Genomic DNA, 15266 nt, shown 5'->3' with positions numbered 1-15266 from the left:
CTCATCAGGGAGATTGACGTGCCAGCCACGCGCTGTGGGCGGCTTCATCAAGGATTTTCTTCATAAACAATGTGATATGGCCTTTGCCCAGATCCGCTTCATGGGAAGGCTCAAAACCATACTGCTGATAAAACGGGAGCAGCCACGGATGGCTGATGGCGGTGCCCAGCGATACCGCCGGGGCGCGAAGCTGCTCGCGCAGAATGTGCGTCTCCACCCAGTCGTAGATTTGCCGCCCGCGCTGCTCGCCACGATAGCGCGGGTGCGCGCCAAACCAGCCAATATGCGGCAAACCAAATGGCCCTGGCAGCGGTCCCCACGGGTAGCGCAGGGTGATCGAGGCGGCCAGATCGTCATCGACAAACAGCCCCCAGACGCCGTGCTGTTGCAGGTGTTGCGTCACCTGCGCCTTGCTGGTAGTGGCGGCATCGAAATGGATCCCCAGCTCCTTCACCTGCGCGTAGGCTTCCAGCATCAACGCCAGATAGATCTCGCTGTCGGCAGCGGTAAGCTGGCGGTAATGTTCGCTCATTGCGGCTCCAGTAATGCGGAGCGGTCGGCGGCGCGCAGAACGTCATTCACTTTTTCCACCGCGCTGCCGAGGTAACGCGCCGGATCAAGCCACGCATCGAGATCGGCTCCGCTGATTACCGCCGCGATTTCCGGCTGCTCCGCCAGCACGCTTTTAAAGTCGCGACCTGTCTCAAAAGCGGTCATCGCACAGGTGTAAACCAAGTGATGCGCCGTCTGTTTGCCGAGGGTTTTGCCCGCTTCAAACATCACGCGTTCAGAAAGCAGCAGCCCGGCCTGAATATCCAGGTTGGCGCGCATTTTCGCTTCGTTGACCGTCAGGCCGCTGAGAATGCCCTGCGCATTTTGCAGTTGCGCCGAAAGGTAGAGGCAGATTTCCGGCAGCGCCAGCCACTCGGCCCGCCAGCTCATGGCGTCGCGTTCGTGCTCAACGTGCATCGATTCAAAAATCAGCCCGGCGCTGTGGCGCACCGGCGCGGTGAGGCTTGCCAGACCTTCAATCGCCGCCGGATTGCGTTTATGCGGCATGGTGGTGGAGCCGATTTTCCCGGCGCTGAACGGCTCTTCAACTTCGCCAATCTCGGTGCGCATCAGGTTATAGAGTTCATTGCCAATCTTGCCGAGCGATCCGCTGATCAGTACCGCCAGCGAGGCGAATTCACTCAGCCGATCGCGCGCCGATTGCCAGCCGATATTCGGGCTTGCCAGCCCCAACAGCGCCAGCGCGCGGCGTTCCACTTCCGGCCCTTTATCGCCCAGCGCCGCATTAGTGCCGATCGCGCCGTTGATATTGCCGGTCAGCACGCGCGGGCTGATTTCATCGATGCGCGTCAGGTGACGCAGAAATTCATCCAGCCAGACGGCGACCTTAAAACCGAACGTGGTGGGCAACGCCTGCATGCCGTGGGTGCGCCCGACCATCAGCGTACGCTGATGCCGTTCAGCAAGCTGACGCAGCGCGCGCGCCACACCCACCGTATCGCGGCGAATAATGGCCAGCGCATAGCGCAGTTGCAGGATCGTGCCGGTATCGACAATATCCTGCGTCGTCGCGCCGTAGTGCAGATACTCGCCCGCCGGGCCAATCTGCTGTTGCAGCGCCGTCAGGGTCGGCATAAACGAGTGTTTCATTTGCGCGGCAAGCGTGGCGATATCGCTCAGTTGCAGCGCCTGCGGTTGCGCGCGCTCGGCGATCTCCTGCGCCGCCTGCGCAGGAATGACGCCCAGTTCGCCCTGAGCGCGGGCCAGCGCCACTTCCACGGCGGCCTGCTGGCGAAGACGGTTTTCCTCCGACCAGATGGCGCGCATTTCCGGCGTGGCGAAGTTATTGCCGATAATCAGAAAATCGATGGGATGCGATGACATAGTCGCTGTTACCTGTCGGTGAAAAATGAAAAAAGAAGCGTGGTTAAATTTATTTTCTGCTCAGCATCTTCACGGATGAATATATCGGCGGCAAGGTATTTGTCGCTATAGCTAATATTGTTCTATCGATATGAAAATACAGGAAATAGCAAAGATTGTTTTTTGTTTTTATTTTTGTAGCATGAGGGAATAACGGCTGTTAATCCCTCTCAATATGGACAATCTCATGCTTGCAATAAAAACGCCGCACACCTGGTTTCATCACGCAGGTATTCGTCATGACGCAGGGGAATATATTGCGCCGCTGACGCAGAATATTTTAATTATTACCAGCGCGCAGGCCTGGGCGCGGGTGAATCCGGCGCTGGAAAACAGTTTGCGCAGCAGCGGCGTCGCGTGGCAGACGGAGATCATGACCGGTTACTGTACCGATGAACGGGTAGCGCACTACGTTAAACGGGCGCGCAAACTGGGTGTGCAGTATATCGTTGGCGTCGGCGGCGGGCGCGTGCTGGATACCGCCAAAGCGGTGGCGGATGCCCTTGACGGCGGCGCATCGATCACTATTCCGACAGTGGCTTCAACCTGCGCGGCCTGGTCGCCGCTGTCGGTGTTTTACACCGAAGAGGGCGGGCAGTTACGCAGCCAGCCATTAAAAACATTGCCGCGGCTGGTGCTGGTGGACAGCGAGATTATTGCGCAAAGCGATGTGCGTTATTTAAAAGCGGGCATTGTTGATGCGTTAGCGAAATGGTATGAATTCCGCCCCTATTTACAGCACACGCCGGATAACTTATCGCTGCAATTAAAAGTACAGACCGCGCGGCTGGCGGTGGACATTTATGAAAAACACGGTCAGCAGGCGTTGCGGGATAATCAGGCGCACCTTGTCAGCGATGCGCTTATCAGCGTTATTGACGCCAATATTGCCGTTGCCGGAATGGCCAACAGTATTCGTGGTGAAATTCCCACGCCCGGCGTGGCGCATGCGATTCATAACCGTCTGACCTATGAACCGGCGCTGCGCGACTGGCTGCACGGCGAACGCGTCGGTTACAGCCTGCTGGTACAGTCGTTTCTGGAGAATGACAGCGACACGCCGGATGCCACGCTGCTGGCGCTGCTGCGCCAGTATGATGCGCCGCTGACGCTGGCGCCGTTAAAAGAGATCCGCCTGGCGGTGATCCAGGCGGTAGCGCGCAGTATCAGCTTCCCGAAGGTAGCGGCCGATCACCTGCCGTTTTCCCTCGATCCGGCGCGTATTGAGCGCGCGCTGCGCCAGACGGAGCAGTTTTTCACCCCGCGTTACGCGGTGTAGCTATTTTTCTGTCAGGCACTGCAAATGGCCGTGGCGCACGCCGCGCTGGGCAATCACATCGTCGGCGAAATGCTGCACATCGCCCATTTTGCCTTTCAGCACGGCGATCTCCAGACAGTCGTCGTGGCTGATATGCACATGCAGTGTGGCGACAGAAAGCTCGTGATGGTGATGCTGCGTGGCGACAAGGCGGCTCGCCAGATCGCGCTTTTCATGCTCGTAAACATAGGAGAGCACGGCATAGCCCTGCTGCTCGCTGTTCTGTGTCGATTCCTGCGTCAGCGCGCTGCGCAGAATATCGCGCAGCGCTTCCGAGCGGTTGTTGTAGCCGCGCTGTTCGCTCAGGTTATCCAGCGTTTCCAGCAGATCATCGTCAAGGGTAATGGTTACGCGTTGCATGGCGCTCTTCTTTGTCGTGGGGAAGGGAAGGCGGGTAGCACCGCCTGCTGTAATGCCTGGCCTGCGGTAGAGGTAAAGCGCAGCGGCGCGGAGACCTCCACGGTTTCAACAATGCTGCCGTTTTCCATTACCATCACCCGCTGGCAAAAACGTTCGACCAGCCGCAGGTCGTGAGTGATAAACAGGCACGCCTGGCCGGTACGCTGTTGCAGGCGCTTCAGCAGATTAATCATCCCGGCTTGCAGCACGCCATCAAGGCTGGAGACCGCTTCGTCGAGGATCAATAACCCAGGCTCTACCGCCAGCGCTCGCGCCAGGCAGACGCGCTGAAGCTGGCCGCCGCTCAGCTGCGGCGGGCGCTTATGCTGCAACGCCTCGTCCAGCTCGACATCTTCCAGTAACTGCGCGATACGCGCCTGCTGCTCCGCTCTGTTAAGCGCCAGCAAATGGCGCAGCGGCTCGCGCAGGATCTCATGCACCGTCTGGCGCGGATTCACCGCGCTGAGCGGGTCCTGAAACACCATCTGAATATCGCGGCGAAACGCTTTACGTGTGCGGGCATTCAGCCGGGAAAGCGGCGCGCCCTGCCAGAAAATTTCGCCTGCGTGCGGCGCTTCCAGCCCGACCAGCAGCCGCGCCAGCGTGCTTTTACCGCATCCGCTGCGCCCGAGTAGCGCCACGGTTTCACCGCGCTTAAGTTGCAGGGAGAGATGTTGCAGCACTGGCTGTTGCCGGTAGTGATGAGATAAACCCTTAACCTCAAGAATATTCATTGCGCCAGCTCCATGCCGTACAGCGCCAGATGCGCCGCCACTAACTGCCGGGTCACCGGATGCTGCGGCGCGGTAAACAGCGCTGTCACCGGGCCGCGTTCGATAATTTGCCCGTTATCCATCACCGCGACATCATCGGCCAGACGGGCGACCACGCCCATATCGTGCGTCACCAGCAGCATGCCTGGCTGGCGTTGTTGTACGATTTTATCGAGCAGATCGAGGATGTGCGCCTGCGCTACGGCATCGAGATCGGTGGTGGGTTCGTCGGCGATGATAAACGGCGCATCGCTGAGCAGCGCCATGACAATCATCATGCGTTGCAACATGCCGCCGCTCATCTCAAAGGGATAACAGCCCAGCACGCGCTGCGGCGCTTCAAGCCCGACGCTGCGCAGCGCGGCAATTAACGTCGCGTCATCGGCGGGTTTGCCAAGTGCATGGCAGGTTTCCCGCGCGTGCGCGGCCATCGTGCGCAGTGGGTTAAAGGCGCTGCGCGGGTTTTGCATCACCGTGGCGACGGTAATGCCGCGCAGGGCCTGCGGGCTGACGGGCTGCGCATCCAGCCGCAATTGGCCGCTTACCTGCCGCACGCCAGCAGGTAACACGCCGAGCGCTGCCGCGCAGGTCAGCGATTTCCCGCTGCCGCTGCCGCCAACCAGCGCCAGCACGCGCCCGCGTTGCAGCGTCAGCGAAACCTCCTGCACCAGCGGCCTTTCGGCATGCAGGGTGAGACTCTCCAGAGACAGTTGTCCAGGCATCAGTGTGCGTGCTCCGTAACCAGATGAGGATCGAGGTGGTCGCGCAGGGCGTCGCCCAGCAGATTAAACGCCATCACGCTGATAAACAGTGCCAGCCCCGGCCACAGCATTTGCAGGGGCTGCGTCCAGATAAATTGCCGCGCATCGTTGATCATCACGCCCCATTCCGGCGTAGGCGCGGTCACGCCAAGCCCGAGAAACGACATGCCTGCCACGTGCAGCATCATATGACCGATATCCAGCGTCGCCAGCACCAGTAACGAGGGCACCACCGCGCCCGCGAGATGGTCGCGAAACAGCGGCAGATAACCCGCGCCGCTTAAGCGCGCCGCCAGTACATACTCCCGGCTGCGCAGGGAGATCGCCAGGCTGCGCACCATGCGCGCATACCATGCCCAGTGGGAGAGGGCGATGGCGATGATCACATTGGTCAGCCCGGTGCCGAGCACGCCGACCATAAAAAACGACAGGATCGACGTGGGAAAGGTCATGAAAATATCCGCCACGCGCATAATCGCCTGATCGACGCGTCCACCCAGCAGCCCGGCACAGCCGCCTGCAGCAAGGCCCAACGTCAGCACCAGCAGCAGGCAAATCATCACCGCGCCGAGCGACACGCGGGTGGCGGCCAACAACCGGGAGAAAATATCGCGCCCGAGGTGGTCAGTGCCGAGCCAGTGCTGGCTGTCGGGCGGCAGCAAGCGCGAAGGCAGGTCAATCGCCTGCGGATCGAACGGCACCCACCACTGACAGGTCAGCGCAATCACCAGCAGCAGGAGCAGGATCAGCATCGCGCCCCGTACCGACCCGCGCGCGGTAAGAAAAAAGTGCATCAGTGCGCTCCTTCATGATGGCGAATGCGGGGATCCAGCGCGGCGCTCAGCAGATCCACCACCAGGTTGCACAGCACAAACACCACCACCATTACCAGCGTGAAGCACTGGATCACCGGGTAGTCGCGGTTAAAAATCGCCGACACCGCATAGCGGCCAATACCGGGCCAGGCGAAGATGTTTTCGATGATCATCGTGCCGCCAATCAGCTCGCCAATATGCATGCCCAGCGCGGTGATCACCGGCAGCCCGGCGTTACGCAAGATATGCCCGCGCTCGGTCTGCTTTTCGTTTAAGCCACGCAGCCGCGCCCAGGTGACATGGCGCTGGCCCGCCGCTTCCAGCATGCTGGCGCGCAGCAGACGGGCGTTGATCGAAAGCGACATCAGCGCTATCGACACCGCAGGCAAAATCAGGTGCTGCCAGCCGCCGTAACCCAGTGCAGGCAGCCATTGCAGGTGCACCGAGAAGAACATCACCAGCAAAAAAGCGAGCCAGAAGTTGGGCATCGACACGCCGAGAAAGGCAATCGCGCGCACGATAAAGTCCGGCAAGCCGTCGCGATGGCGTGCCGCCCAGATGCCGAGCGGCACCGAGATGAGCAAAATCAGCGCCAGCGCCGCGCCCGCCAGTTGTAATGTGGCGGGCAGAAAGTGCAGCACATCGTCCAGCACCGGGCGCTGGGTGGCGTAGGAGATGCCAAAGTCGAGGTGCAGCGCGCGCCACAGCCAGTGGAGATATTGCGCGGCCAGCGGTTGATCAAGACCAAGCTGCGCGCGCGTGGCGGCAATCATCTCCGGCGTTGGCGGCAGGCTGGAAAGGCGTAAATAGTCCATTGCCGGATCGCCCGTACCGAGGCGCAGCAGCAGGAAAATCACCACCGATGCGGCGAGGATCATCGGGATCAGGATAAGCAGACGACGGAGTAAGTAGCGGCTCATTGCGCCGCCTCCGGCGAAATCTGATCGAAGGGGATCTCAGAAGCAATCGGCGCGAACGGAATCACGCCCAGTTCTGGTTTTGCCACCACCATCGTCGATACATAGCTGATTGGCAGATAAACCGCGTCGTTGTGCAGACGAGTGAGAATATCGCGGTACAACGCCTGGCGCGCGTGTTCATCGCGGGTGGTCAGCACCTCGCCGATTTCGTGGTCGATGATGGCTTTATCCGCCAGGCCGCGCTGCGCCTGGTAATCAGCATGGGACGGTACGCGCATGGAGCTCATAAAGGCGTGCGGATCGTACGGCGCGCCCCAGCTCCGGTTGAAAATCATACCGAAACGGCCATCGCGCTGGCGGGCGTAAATGCTGCTCTCCTCCTCACCCACCAGCGCCACTTCGACGCCCACCTGGCGCAGATCGGCCTGGATAATTTCCGCCATCGATTTGCTCAGCGCGTCGGTGCCGATAAACGCCAGCTCGATATGCAGCGGCTGACCTGCTTTTTCGCGGATAGTTTTCCCGGCGGGCAGCGTCCAGCCAGCGTTTTCCAGCAATGTCCGCGCCCGATCCGGCGAGCAGCTGCGGGGTTTGAGTCCAACATTGGCGTAAGGCACCGTTGGCGCAAACAGGGTGTCGGCGACCTGCTGCGTGCCGTAGAGCGCGCCATCAATCAGCGTTTTTTTATCCACTGCGTAGTTCAGCGCTTCGCGTACCGCCTGCTCGTTAGTTGGCGCGCGCGTGGAGTTAAGTGCCAGCATCACCGTTTCTACCGGTGCGGAAAGCTGCGTGCGCCAGGCTGGGTTGTGGCTGAAGCGGGCGAAGGTATCCAGCGTCAGCAGCCCTTCGTTGCCGTAAAGCAGGTCAATATCACCGGTTTCGAAAGCCACCGCGCGGCTGGTTGCGTCGGGGATCACTTTGATAACGACTTTGCCGATTGCCGGTTTTTCCCCCCAGTAACGTTCGTTACGCACCATGACATCGTATTGATTGAGCCGGGATTCCTGCAATACCCACGGCCCGGTGCCGATCGGCGCGATAATGCCGTTCATGGTTTGCTGGTTTTTAAACTGCGACGGGGCGATAAAGCGAAACGGGCGGGGCAGGGAGAGTTCTTGCAGAAACGGATAGTAGGCGCTTTTCAGGGTGATTTGTAACTGGCTGGTGCTCAGGGCTTTGACATCGGTTATCTGGTTTACCAGCTCCAGCCAGGCATGGCGCTGGCGGTTCTCCAGCACCGCGTGGAAGTTCTCTGCGGCGGCCTGGGCGTTAAACGGCTCGCCGTTGGAGAACAGCACACCGTCGCGCAGGGTAAACACCCAGGTTTTGCCATCCTCCGAGTGCGTCCAGTGCGTGGCCAGCCAGGGTTTTACGCTGCCGTCAGCCTGATATTTTACCAGCGGTTCATACACCATGCTCTGGGCGAACATCTGGTTCGGCGTGTAAAGGTGCGGGTTGAGCGGGCCGACATTCACCGGCCAGGCGGTGGTTAATGTGGGTAGTGCCGCCCAGGCGGCAAAAGAGACGCATAACAGCAGCGCGGCGGCGTGGCGAAAGAAGGACACGTTGAATTCCCTGACGAAAGTCGGTGGCGAGAAGGTATGACGATTTTATTTATTCATCATACTAATGGCCTGTCCTGGATCAAAAACCATGTGAATCACAAGGATTTATCTCCCGCCGCGTGACGCGTAAGATGGCTGGCGGTTGAACCTCACGGATACCTGAACATGACATTAACAGTACTGGCAGCAGGCAGCCTGAAACGGGCGTTTACCCCACTGCTGGCGGCGTTTAGCGAGCAGACTGGAATTGCGGTTGAGGCCGGATTTGGCCCGGCGGGGCTGCTGCGTGAACGGATCGAGGCCGGGGAACGCTGTGCGTTGTTTGCGTCTGCTAATACCGCGCACCCGCAGGCGCTGGTGGATGCGCGGCGTGCGCGGGCTATACAGGTTTTTGCCGCCAATGCGTTGAGCCTGACGGTGCGTAGCGCTGCACCGCAGGTGGACTGGCTGACGTTGCTGGCCGATCCGACGTTGCGACTCGGAACATCCACGCCCGGCTGCGATCCTTCTGGCGACTACACCTGGCAGCTCTTTGCACATCTCGACACGCTGAAACCGGGGCTGGGAGAGCAACTGCGGCAACGCGCGCAGCCACTGGTGGGCGGGCGCGACAGCTTAACGGTTCCTGCCAAAGAGATCGCCAGCGCGTGGCTCATTCGTGAAGGATTTGCCGACATGTTTATCGGTTATCAGCACTACACCACGTTGCTGGCGGCGGAACGGGATGTGCGGGTGGTGGATATTCCGCCCGCGCACAACATTCGCTGCAACTACGCGCTGGCGCTGCTGGAGGAACCGGCCGCGCCGTTGATGCAGTTTATCGTTGGTTCGCAGGGGCAAGCCTGTTTACGCGCTGCCGGTTTTTTGCCGCCGCAGGCGGAATAACGGCACCAGCGCCGTGGTTTCTGCCAGCTCAATGCGGCGCACCGGCAGACCGTAGGCGGATTGCAGGTTCGCTTCGCTGAGCAGTTGCTGCGTTTCACCTGCCAGCCAGCGCTGGCCCGGCAACAGCAACAGCGTCTGATGAGCAACTTGCAGCGCATGGGTCGGATCGTGGGTGGTAAAAACGACGCAGCGCCCTTCCTGATGCGCAAGCGAATCAATCAGTTGTAACACCACCTGCTGATTGGCCAGGTCCAGCGCCGAACAGGGCTCATCCAGCAGAATGGTTTGGTTACCGCTGACCAGCGCGCGGGCAATCATCACCAGTTGCTGCTGGCCGCCGGAAAGGTGCACAAACGATGTGTCGGCAAGATGGCGGATATTTAGCTGGCTGAGCGCTTTTTCGACCTGCACATCGTCCGCTGCGGAAGGCATCGACAGCAGCCCGACATGACGTGCGCGTCCCATCAACACCACATCTCGTACGCGCCAGGCAAAGGCCGGCCGGAAAGACTGCGGCACGATACCGACGCCACCCTGCACGGAAAAACTGCCTGACAGCGCAGGCAGCACGCCGGTCAGCGTATCCAGTAGCGTACTTTTCCCCAGCCCGTTTGCGCCGAGCACCGCCCAGATCTCGCCGGGATGACAGCAGAAGCTGAGGGGGGTAAACAGCGCGCGTTCGCGGCCATACACCAGATCTTTCACCGTTAATACAGGTTCCGTCATTGCCACCTCCGGCGGTTGTTATGAATCAGCAAAGCGGCGAATACCGGTGCGCCCAGCAGGGCGGTAATAATGCCGAGGGGGATTTCCGCCTGCGTTAAGGTGCGCGCCAGATCGTCAACCAGCAGCATAAAGCTGGCGCCGAGCCAGAAAGCGACCGGCAACAGCCGGCGATGATCGGCACCGACCAGCAGCCGCGCCAGATGGGGGATCACCAGACCAATCCACGCGATACTGCCGCTGACCGCCACCTGCGAAGAAACCAGTACCGCACAACCGACCAGCACGCAGCGGCGCAGTCGTTTTAGCGGTACGCCCAGCGCCAGCGCATCTTTCTCATCCAGCGCCAGCAGGTTAATGCGCCAGCGCAGCATCAGTAGCATGGTGCTGACGATGCCGACCGGAATGCAAAGCATCAGCACTTTGTGCCAGTTGGCGGTGGCGAAGCTGCCCAGCAGCCAGAAAACGATGTTCGGCAACGTCTCTTCGGTATCGGCCATGTACTGCATCAGGCTGACCAGCGCGGCAAAAAAGCCGCTGATAATGATGCCGGAGAGGATCAGCATCAGCGTATTTTCTCGCCGTTGTAAGGCGGCAATCAGCCACACCAGCACCAGCGCACCCAGGCCAAAGCCAAAGGTTGAGGTCATCATCAGCAGTGGGCTGAAACCGAGCAGAATGGCCAGCGTGCCGCCAAAGGCGGAGCCGGAAGTTACGCCGATAATATGCGGATCGACCAGTGGGTTCTGGAACACGCCCTGCAGCACGGCACCGCACAGACCGAGCGCGCCGCCAGCCAGCAGCGCCAGCAGAATGCGCGGTAAGCGCACCGACCAGACAATCTGCCCGGCCGCGCCGTTGCCGGGGAACGCGAGCAGTTGCGACGCCACGTCGTGAATGCTGAGCCGGTACTGGCCCAGGCCGAGCGAGGTCAGTGCCAGCAGCAGCGTTAACGCAATAAAACCGCCGTGCAACAGCGCAAAGCGGTTATTTGCCCGCATTCGCTTGCCAGTTGACGCGATAGAAACGCTGGTAGTAGTCCTGCGCCTGGGCATCAACATTCACGTTGGCATAGCGTGCCGGATAGAGTTTTTTCGCCATCCACAGTTCGCCAATCGCCAGCGCTTCCGGCATCGGGTAACCCCAGGCTTTGGCATACTCCGGCATCAGCCAGACACGATGGTTTTTCACTGCGTCGATATTTTTCCAGCCCGGATCGTTCTCAATCGCTTTCACCACTTCCGGGTAGCGATCCTGGACAAAAATTACCTGCGGGTTCCACTGAATAACCTGCTCAAGCGAAACCTGACGCGCGCCTTTGATGGTGGCGGCAGCGACGTTTTTCGCACCGGCGTGCTCCATCATCAGCCCGGTATATTTGCCGGAACCGTAAGTGTTCAGATCCGGGTTCGCCATATAAACGCGAACTTTGTCCGCTTCCGCAATATTCGCCACCGGCGCGTTGAATTTCGCGCGGGCGCTGAAGGTGTAGTCGATCAACGCTTCAGCCTGCTGTTTGCGATCGACCACCTCGGCAATCAGGCGGATACCCTGTTTCAGCCCTTCGTTGTAGGCGTTCTCTTCGTCCGCCATCGTCGGGTTCATTTTGTTTTTCTCGCCTTCGGCATCCTGACGCAGCGAAACCGCCACGACCGGAATGCCGGCCTGCTGGATTTGCTGGATCATATCGGCGGGCGCGTAGTTGGCGATAAACACCACCTGCGGATGCAGCGCCAGCAGACTTTCGATATTCACCTGCGTCAGATCGCCTGGCGTCGGCAGTTTTTCAATGCCAGGCATAAAGCGGGCGAATTCCGGTCCGAGCTGTTTTTTCCAGCTACTCAGTACGCCAACAACATCGTCGGCGGCATGCAGTTGCACCAGCAGGTTCAGCGTCTGGTGCTGCAATACCACCGCGCGAGTGATGTGATCCGGCAGGGTGACCTGGCGGCCGAGCTGATCGGTGATGGTGCGGTCGGCATGGGCAAAAAGGCTGGTACAGGCCAGTACCGTGCCCAGAATTAATGCGGAAATTTTGTTCGACATGATTATCGCTCTGTCTGGAATAGGAATTTTACGATATGTATTAGATTATATAGCGACCATGTCTGTAAATGACGCGGTGAAGAAATTCAGGGGTAGGGGGTTACCCCTTGAACAACTGCAACAACATCTCGACCTGCTCATCCAGCGGCGCGAGGTCTTTTTTGACGATCAGATGCAGCGGCGTGGCGCGTCGCGCGCCGTGGCTGAGCGGCAGTATTTTCAGCACGCCGTTTGTCAGCAAGGGCTGAATGCGCTCTTCCGGCAGCCAGCCATAGCCGACCTGATACTGCACCGCTTCTATCGCTGCATCGATGGTGGAAAAAGTCCACGACTCCTGCGCGCTCTGGTTTTGCCGGGCATCACTCTCGGCAATGCGGATTAACGGCCACTCGGCCAGCATCTCTTCGCTCACCTGTTGCGCCGCGCCCAGCGGGTGATCGCGGTGCGCGACGGCGACAAAATCGATATTCATCAGCCATTCGCCGCGCCCGGTGGTGTCCTGGCGGCGGGTCAGCACCATCACATCCGCCTGCGCATACACCGGCAGCTCGTTGGAGGCGTTTTCCAGCACCTCGGTCAACCGTACCTGGGTTTGCGGATAGCGCTGCTGGAACTGGCGCAGAATGGCGAACAGGCGCGCGCGGGGAAAGATGTTATCCACCACCAGATCCAGCCGGGTGCGCATGCCGTTACGCAGCGTTGCTGCGCGGGTTTCGACCCAGTCGAAGGCTTTGAGCAGCGGTTTCACCTGGTTGAGCAGCAGTTCGCCCGCGGGTGTCAGCACCGCGCGACGCCCTTCTTGTACCAGCAAGGCAACGCCCAGCCTTTCCTGCAATAGCGCCAGGTTGTAGCTCACGGATGACTGGCTGCGGTGCGTTTCGTCGGCGGCTTTGGCAAAGCTGCCCAGCTCCACCACTTTTTGCAGCAGCGTCCATTGTTCCAGCGTGGTCTTGTGCATGACTCATCTAAAAATTGAATTAATTTGATGCAAATATAGCATTATTCATTGGATTTTTACGCGCGTAGGATCACCTTATCGAACAGAGGAGATGAAAAATGAGCACCTTTGATAAACATGATTTGAGCGGTTTTATCGGCAAACATCTGGTTTATACCTACGATAATGGCTGGAATTACGAGATCTACGTGAAAAACGGCGAAACCCTGGATTACCGTATTCATAGCGGCATCGTGGCGAACCGTTGGGTGAAAAACCAGCATGCGTATATCGTTCGCGTGGGGGAAAGTATTTATAAAATTTCCTGGACTGAACCGACCGGCACCGATGTCAGCCTGATTGTGAACCTCGGCGATCGCCTGTTCCACGGCACCATCTTCTTCCCGCGCTGGGTGATCAACAACCCGGAAAAAACCGTCTGCTTCCAGAACGATCACATTCCGCTGATGGAGTCTTACCGCGCGGCGGGCCCGGCTTATCCGACCGAAGTGATTGATGAATTCGCCACCATTACGTTTGTGCGCGATTGCGGCGCGAATAACGATAGCGTAATAGACTGCCCCGCCAGCGAATTACCGGCTAATTTTCCGCAGAATTTGTCCTGATTTCTTATTCAGGAAAATATATTTAAACAGTAACGATAGAAATAATTAATTGCATAACCATATTAATTTTTCTGTTTTGTTGATGTATCGTTTAAATAGCAAAGAAAAACGCCTTTGTATACAACACAGAGGCGTTAATTGTTTCATTTTTTTGACAATCATCACAGCTTAATTTCCCTTCCTGGCAATTTAACGCATTGTAAAGTAAATATTTTTTATAATTGTTAAATTTGACACTTCTCAGATTTCTTAATCTTGTCCTAATATTCCTTTGATAACATCTACCGACCAACTGTGAATGATGATTAACGCATAAAAAATGCAGTCATTATATTGTGGTTTAACATTCATCCGCCATTTTACTCACTAGCCGCAAAGTGTCTTTGTGGCGGTCTGTTTATGCGTCTTTGACGCCAAGGAAAAATGATGAGTGATTTTTTACCGTTCTCGCGCCCGTCAATGGGAGATGAAGAGTTCGCAGCCATTCAGCAAGTGCTCTCTTCCGGCTGGATCACGACAGGTCCGAAAAACCAGGCGCTCGAAGACGCTTTTTGCACGCTGACCGGTAACCGCCATGCGATTGCGGTGAGTTCTGCAACAGGCGGAATGCACGTCACGCTGATGGCGCTGGGGATTGGTGCGGGTGATGAAGTAATCACCCCGTCGATGACCTGGGTTTCCACTCTCAACATGATCGTCCTGCTCGGCGCGACGCCGGTGATGATCGATGTCGATCGCGACACGCTGATGGTCACCCCTGAAGCGGTTGAAGCGGCGATTACGCCACGAACCAAAGCCATTATTCCTGTTCATTATGCGGGCGCGCCTGCCGACATTGATGCCATTCGCGCCATTGGCGAGAAGCACGGTATTCCGGTGATTGAAGATGCGGCGCACGCAGCCGGAACGTACTACAAAGGTCAGCATGTGGGTTCGCGCGGTACGGCGATTTTTTCCTTCCATGCCATTAAAAACATGACCTCCGCTGAAGGCGGGTTAGTGGTGACGGACGACGAACAACTGGCCAACCGTATTCGCAGCCTGAAATTCCACGGGCTTGGCGTGGATGCCTATGATCGGCAGACCCACGGCCGAGCGCCGCAGGCGGAAGTGATCTCCCCTGGCTTTAAATACAACCTGGCCGATATCAACGCCGCCATTGCGCTGGTGCAGCTTGGTAAATTGCCAGCGGCCAATGCCCGTCGCCAGGAGATTGCTCAACGTTATTTGCAGGAACTGGCGGATACCCCGTTCCAGCCGCTGGCGCTGCCGTCATGGCCGCATCAACACGCCTGGCATCTGTTTATTATTCGCGTTGACGAACAACGTTGCGGTATCTCCCGCGACGCACTGATGGAAACCCTGAAAGCGCAGGGCATTGGCACTGGCCTGCATTTTCGCGCGGCACATACGCAGAAGTACTACCGCGAACGCTTCCCGATTGTTTTACCTAATACGGAGTGGAACAGCGCACGTATCTGTTCCCTGCCGCTTTTCCCGGACATGACCCATGACGACTCAACCCGCGTCATTGATGCGCTCAAAAACATTGCAGGGCGCTGA

At 58.5% G+C, this 15266-nt stretch carries 16 protein-coding genes; 4 read left to right on the top strand and 12 right to left on the bottom strand.

Going from position 1 to position 15266, the window contains the following annotated elements; all coding sequences use genetic code 11:
* Positions 1-4 precede the first annotated feature (4 nt).
* Positions 5-532 carry a GNAT family N-acetyltransferase gene (locus C0557_RS24510; protein ID WP_208661940.1) on the bottom strand — a complete coding sequence of 176 codons (528 nt, stop codon included), beginning with the start codon at positions 530-532 and terminating at the stop codon, positions 5-7.
* The gene (gene purB / locus C0557_RS24505; RefSeq protein ID WP_208661937.1) at positions 529-1896 is read right to left on the bottom strand and encodes an adenylosuccinate lyase; all 1368 of its coding nucleotides are present in this window, start codon (positions 1894-1896) and stop codon (positions 529-531) included. Before purB ends, C0557_RS24510 begins: the two co-directional genes overlap by 4 nt.
* 226 nt (positions 1897-2122) lie before the next feature.
* Between purB and C0557_RS24500 the strand changes: the two genes are divergently transcribed.
* Positions 2123-3214, top strand: a complete 1092-nt coding sequence (locus C0557_RS24500) for an iron-containing alcohol dehydrogenase family protein (protein ID WP_208661933.1) — start codon at positions 2123-2125, stop codon at positions 3212-3214.
* On the opposite strand, the gene nikR is transcribed toward C0557_RS24500, so the two are convergent.
* From nikR to nikA, 6 genes are read right to left on the bottom strand one after another with little or no spacing between them, the layout of a single operon-like run.
* Entirely contained in the window at positions 3215-3613 is a 399-nt protein-coding gene (gene nikR, locus C0557_RS24495; protein ID WP_090125920.1) for a nickel-responsive transcriptional regulator NikR, read from the bottom strand.
* Positions 3601-4386: a nickel import ATP-binding protein NikE gene (gene nikE / locus C0557_RS24490; RefSeq protein WP_208661931.1), complete on the bottom strand. Its 786-nt coding sequence runs from the start codon at positions 4384-4386 to the stop codon at positions 3601-3603. The genes nikR and nikE overlap by 13 nt, the downstream gene beginning before the upstream one ends.
* Positions 4383-5147, bottom strand: a complete 765-nt coding sequence (nikD, locus tag C0557_RS24485) for a nickel import ATP-binding protein NikD (protein ID WP_208661929.1) — start codon at positions 5145-5147, stop codon at positions 4383-4385. The genes nikE and nikD overlap by 4 nt, the downstream gene beginning before the upstream one ends.
* Positions 5147-5980, bottom strand: a complete 834-nt coding sequence (nikC, locus tag C0557_RS24480) for a nickel ABC transporter permease subunit NikC (RefSeq protein WP_208661914.1) — start codon at positions 5978-5980, stop codon at positions 5147-5149. The genes nikD and nikC overlap by 1 nt, the downstream gene beginning before the upstream one ends.
* Positions 5980-6921 (bottom strand): nickel ABC transporter permease subunit NikB, encoded by a 942-nt coding sequence (gene nikB / locus C0557_RS24475; RefSeq protein WP_208661911.1) that lies wholly within the window; start codon positions 6919-6921, stop codon positions 5980-5982. The genes nikC and nikB overlap by 1 nt, the downstream gene beginning before the upstream one ends.
* Positions 6918-8486: a nickel ABC transporter substrate-binding protein gene (gene nikA, locus C0557_RS24470; protein ID WP_208661908.1), complete on the bottom strand. Its 1569-nt coding sequence runs from the start codon at positions 8484-8486 to the stop codon at positions 6918-6920. Before nikA ends, nikB begins: the two co-directional genes overlap by 4 nt.
* Positions 8487-8651: 165 nt before the next feature.
* Between nikA and C0557_RS24465 the strand changes: the two genes are divergently transcribed.
* Positions 8652-9371 (top strand): substrate-binding domain-containing protein, encoded by a 720-nt coding sequence (locus tag C0557_RS24465; protein WP_208661905.1) that lies wholly within the window; start codon positions 8652-8654, stop codon positions 9369-9371.
* On the opposite strand, the gene C0557_RS24460 is transcribed toward C0557_RS24465, so the two are convergent.
* The 4 genes from C0557_RS24460 to C0557_RS24445 form a co-directional block, all read right to left on the bottom strand.
* Positions 9333-10097, bottom strand: a complete 765-nt coding sequence (locus tag C0557_RS24460) for an ABC transporter ATP-binding protein (RefSeq protein ID WP_208661902.1) — start codon at positions 10095-10097, stop codon at positions 9333-9335. The genes C0557_RS24465 and C0557_RS24460 overlap by 39 nt on opposite strands.
* Positions 10094-11095, bottom strand: a complete 1002-nt coding sequence (locus C0557_RS24455) for an iron ABC transporter permease (RefSeq protein WP_208661900.1) — start codon at positions 11093-11095, stop codon at positions 10094-10096. Before C0557_RS24455 ends, C0557_RS24460 begins: the two co-directional genes overlap by 4 nt.
* The gene (locus C0557_RS24450) at positions 11082-12140 is read right to left on the bottom strand and encodes an ABC transporter substrate-binding protein (RefSeq protein WP_208661897.1); all 1059 of its coding nucleotides are present in this window, start codon (positions 12138-12140) and stop codon (positions 11082-11084) included. The genes C0557_RS24455 and C0557_RS24450 overlap by 14 nt, the downstream gene beginning before the upstream one ends.
* A 100-nt stretch (positions 12141-12240) precedes the next feature.
* Positions 12241-13098 carry a LysR family transcriptional regulator gene (locus C0557_RS24445; protein WP_074776039.1) on the bottom strand — a complete coding sequence of 286 codons (858 nt, stop codon included), beginning with the start codon at positions 13096-13098 and terminating at the stop codon, positions 12241-12243.
* A 98-nt stretch (positions 13099-13196) separates the two neighbouring features.
* Here C0557_RS24445 and C0557_RS24440 point away from each other — a divergent pair, with 98 nt between their 5' ends.
* Positions 13197-13703, top strand: a complete 507-nt coding sequence (locus tag C0557_RS24440) for a phenolic acid decarboxylase (protein ID WP_208661893.1) — start codon at positions 13197-13199, stop codon at positions 13701-13703.
* Between the two features lie 426 nt (positions 13704-14129).
* A complete protein-coding gene (arnB, locus tag C0557_RS24435) occupies positions 14130-15266 on the top strand; it encodes a UDP-4-amino-4-deoxy-L-arabinose aminotransferase (protein WP_208663106.1) in 1137 nt (378 codons plus the stop codon).

The sequence above is a fragment of the Kosakonia sp. MUSA4 genome, assembly GCF_013085925.1.
Lineage (GTDB): Bacteria > Pseudomonadota > Gammaproteobacteria > Enterobacterales > Enterobacteriaceae > Kosakonia > Kosakonia sacchari_B.
The sequence above is the reverse complement of the archived record's forward strand: the minus strand, read 5'-3'. Positions and strand labels throughout refer to the sequence as shown.

Coding starts and splice junctions, on each gene's coding strand:
- C0557_RS24500 (WP_208661933.1), top strand. CDS start 2,123: ATGCTTGCAATAAAAACGCCGCACACCTGGTTTCATCACGCAGGTATT.
- C0557_RS24510 (WP_208661940.1), bottom strand. CDS start 532: ATGAGCGAACATTACCGCCAGCTTACCGCTGCCGACAGCGAGATCTAT.
- nikR (WP_090125920.1), bottom strand. CDS start 3,613: ATGCAACGCGTAACCATTACCCTTGACGATGATCTGCTGGAAACGCTG.
- C0557_RS24440 (WP_208661893.1), top strand. CDS start 13,197: ATGAGCACCTTTGATAAACATGATTTGAGCGGTTTTATCGGCAAACAT.
- nikC (WP_208661914.1), bottom strand. CDS start 5,980: ATGCACTTTTTTCTTACCGCGCGCGGGTCGGTACGGGGCGCGATGCTG.
- C0557_RS24465 (WP_208661905.1), top strand. CDS start 8,652: ATGACATTAACAGTACTGGCAGCAGGCAGCCTGAAACGGGCGTTTACC.
- C0557_RS24445 (WP_074776039.1), bottom strand. CDS start 13,098: ATGCACAAGACCACGCTGGAACAATGGACGCTGCTGCAAAAAGTGGTG.
- arnB (WP_208663106.1), top strand. CDS start 14,130: ATGAGTGATTTTTTACCGTTCTCGCGCCCGTCAATGGGAGATGAAGAG.
- C0557_RS24460 (WP_208661902.1), bottom strand. CDS start 10,097: ATGACGGAACCTGTATTAACGGTGAAAGATCTGGTGTATGGCCGCGAA.
- purB (WP_208661937.1), bottom strand. CDS start 1,896: ATGTCATCGCATCCCATCGATTTTCTGATTATCGGCAATAACTTCGCC.
- C0557_RS24455 (WP_208661900.1), bottom strand. CDS start 11,095: ATGCGGGCAAATAACCGCTTTGCGCTGTTGCACGGCGGTTTTATTGCG.
- nikB (WP_208661911.1), bottom strand. CDS start 6,921: ATGAGCCGCTACTTACTCCGTCGTCTGCTTATCCTGATCCCGATGATC.
- C0557_RS24450 (WP_208661897.1), bottom strand. CDS start 12,140: ATGTCGAACAAAATTTCCGCATTAATTCTGGGCACGGTACTGGCCTGT.
- nikE (WP_208661931.1), bottom strand. CDS start 4,386: ATGAATATTCTTGAGGTTAAGGGTTTATCTCATCACTACCGGCAACAG.
- nikD (WP_208661929.1), bottom strand. CDS start 5,147: ATGCCTGGACAACTGTCTCTGGAGAGTCTCACCCTGCATGCCGAAAGG.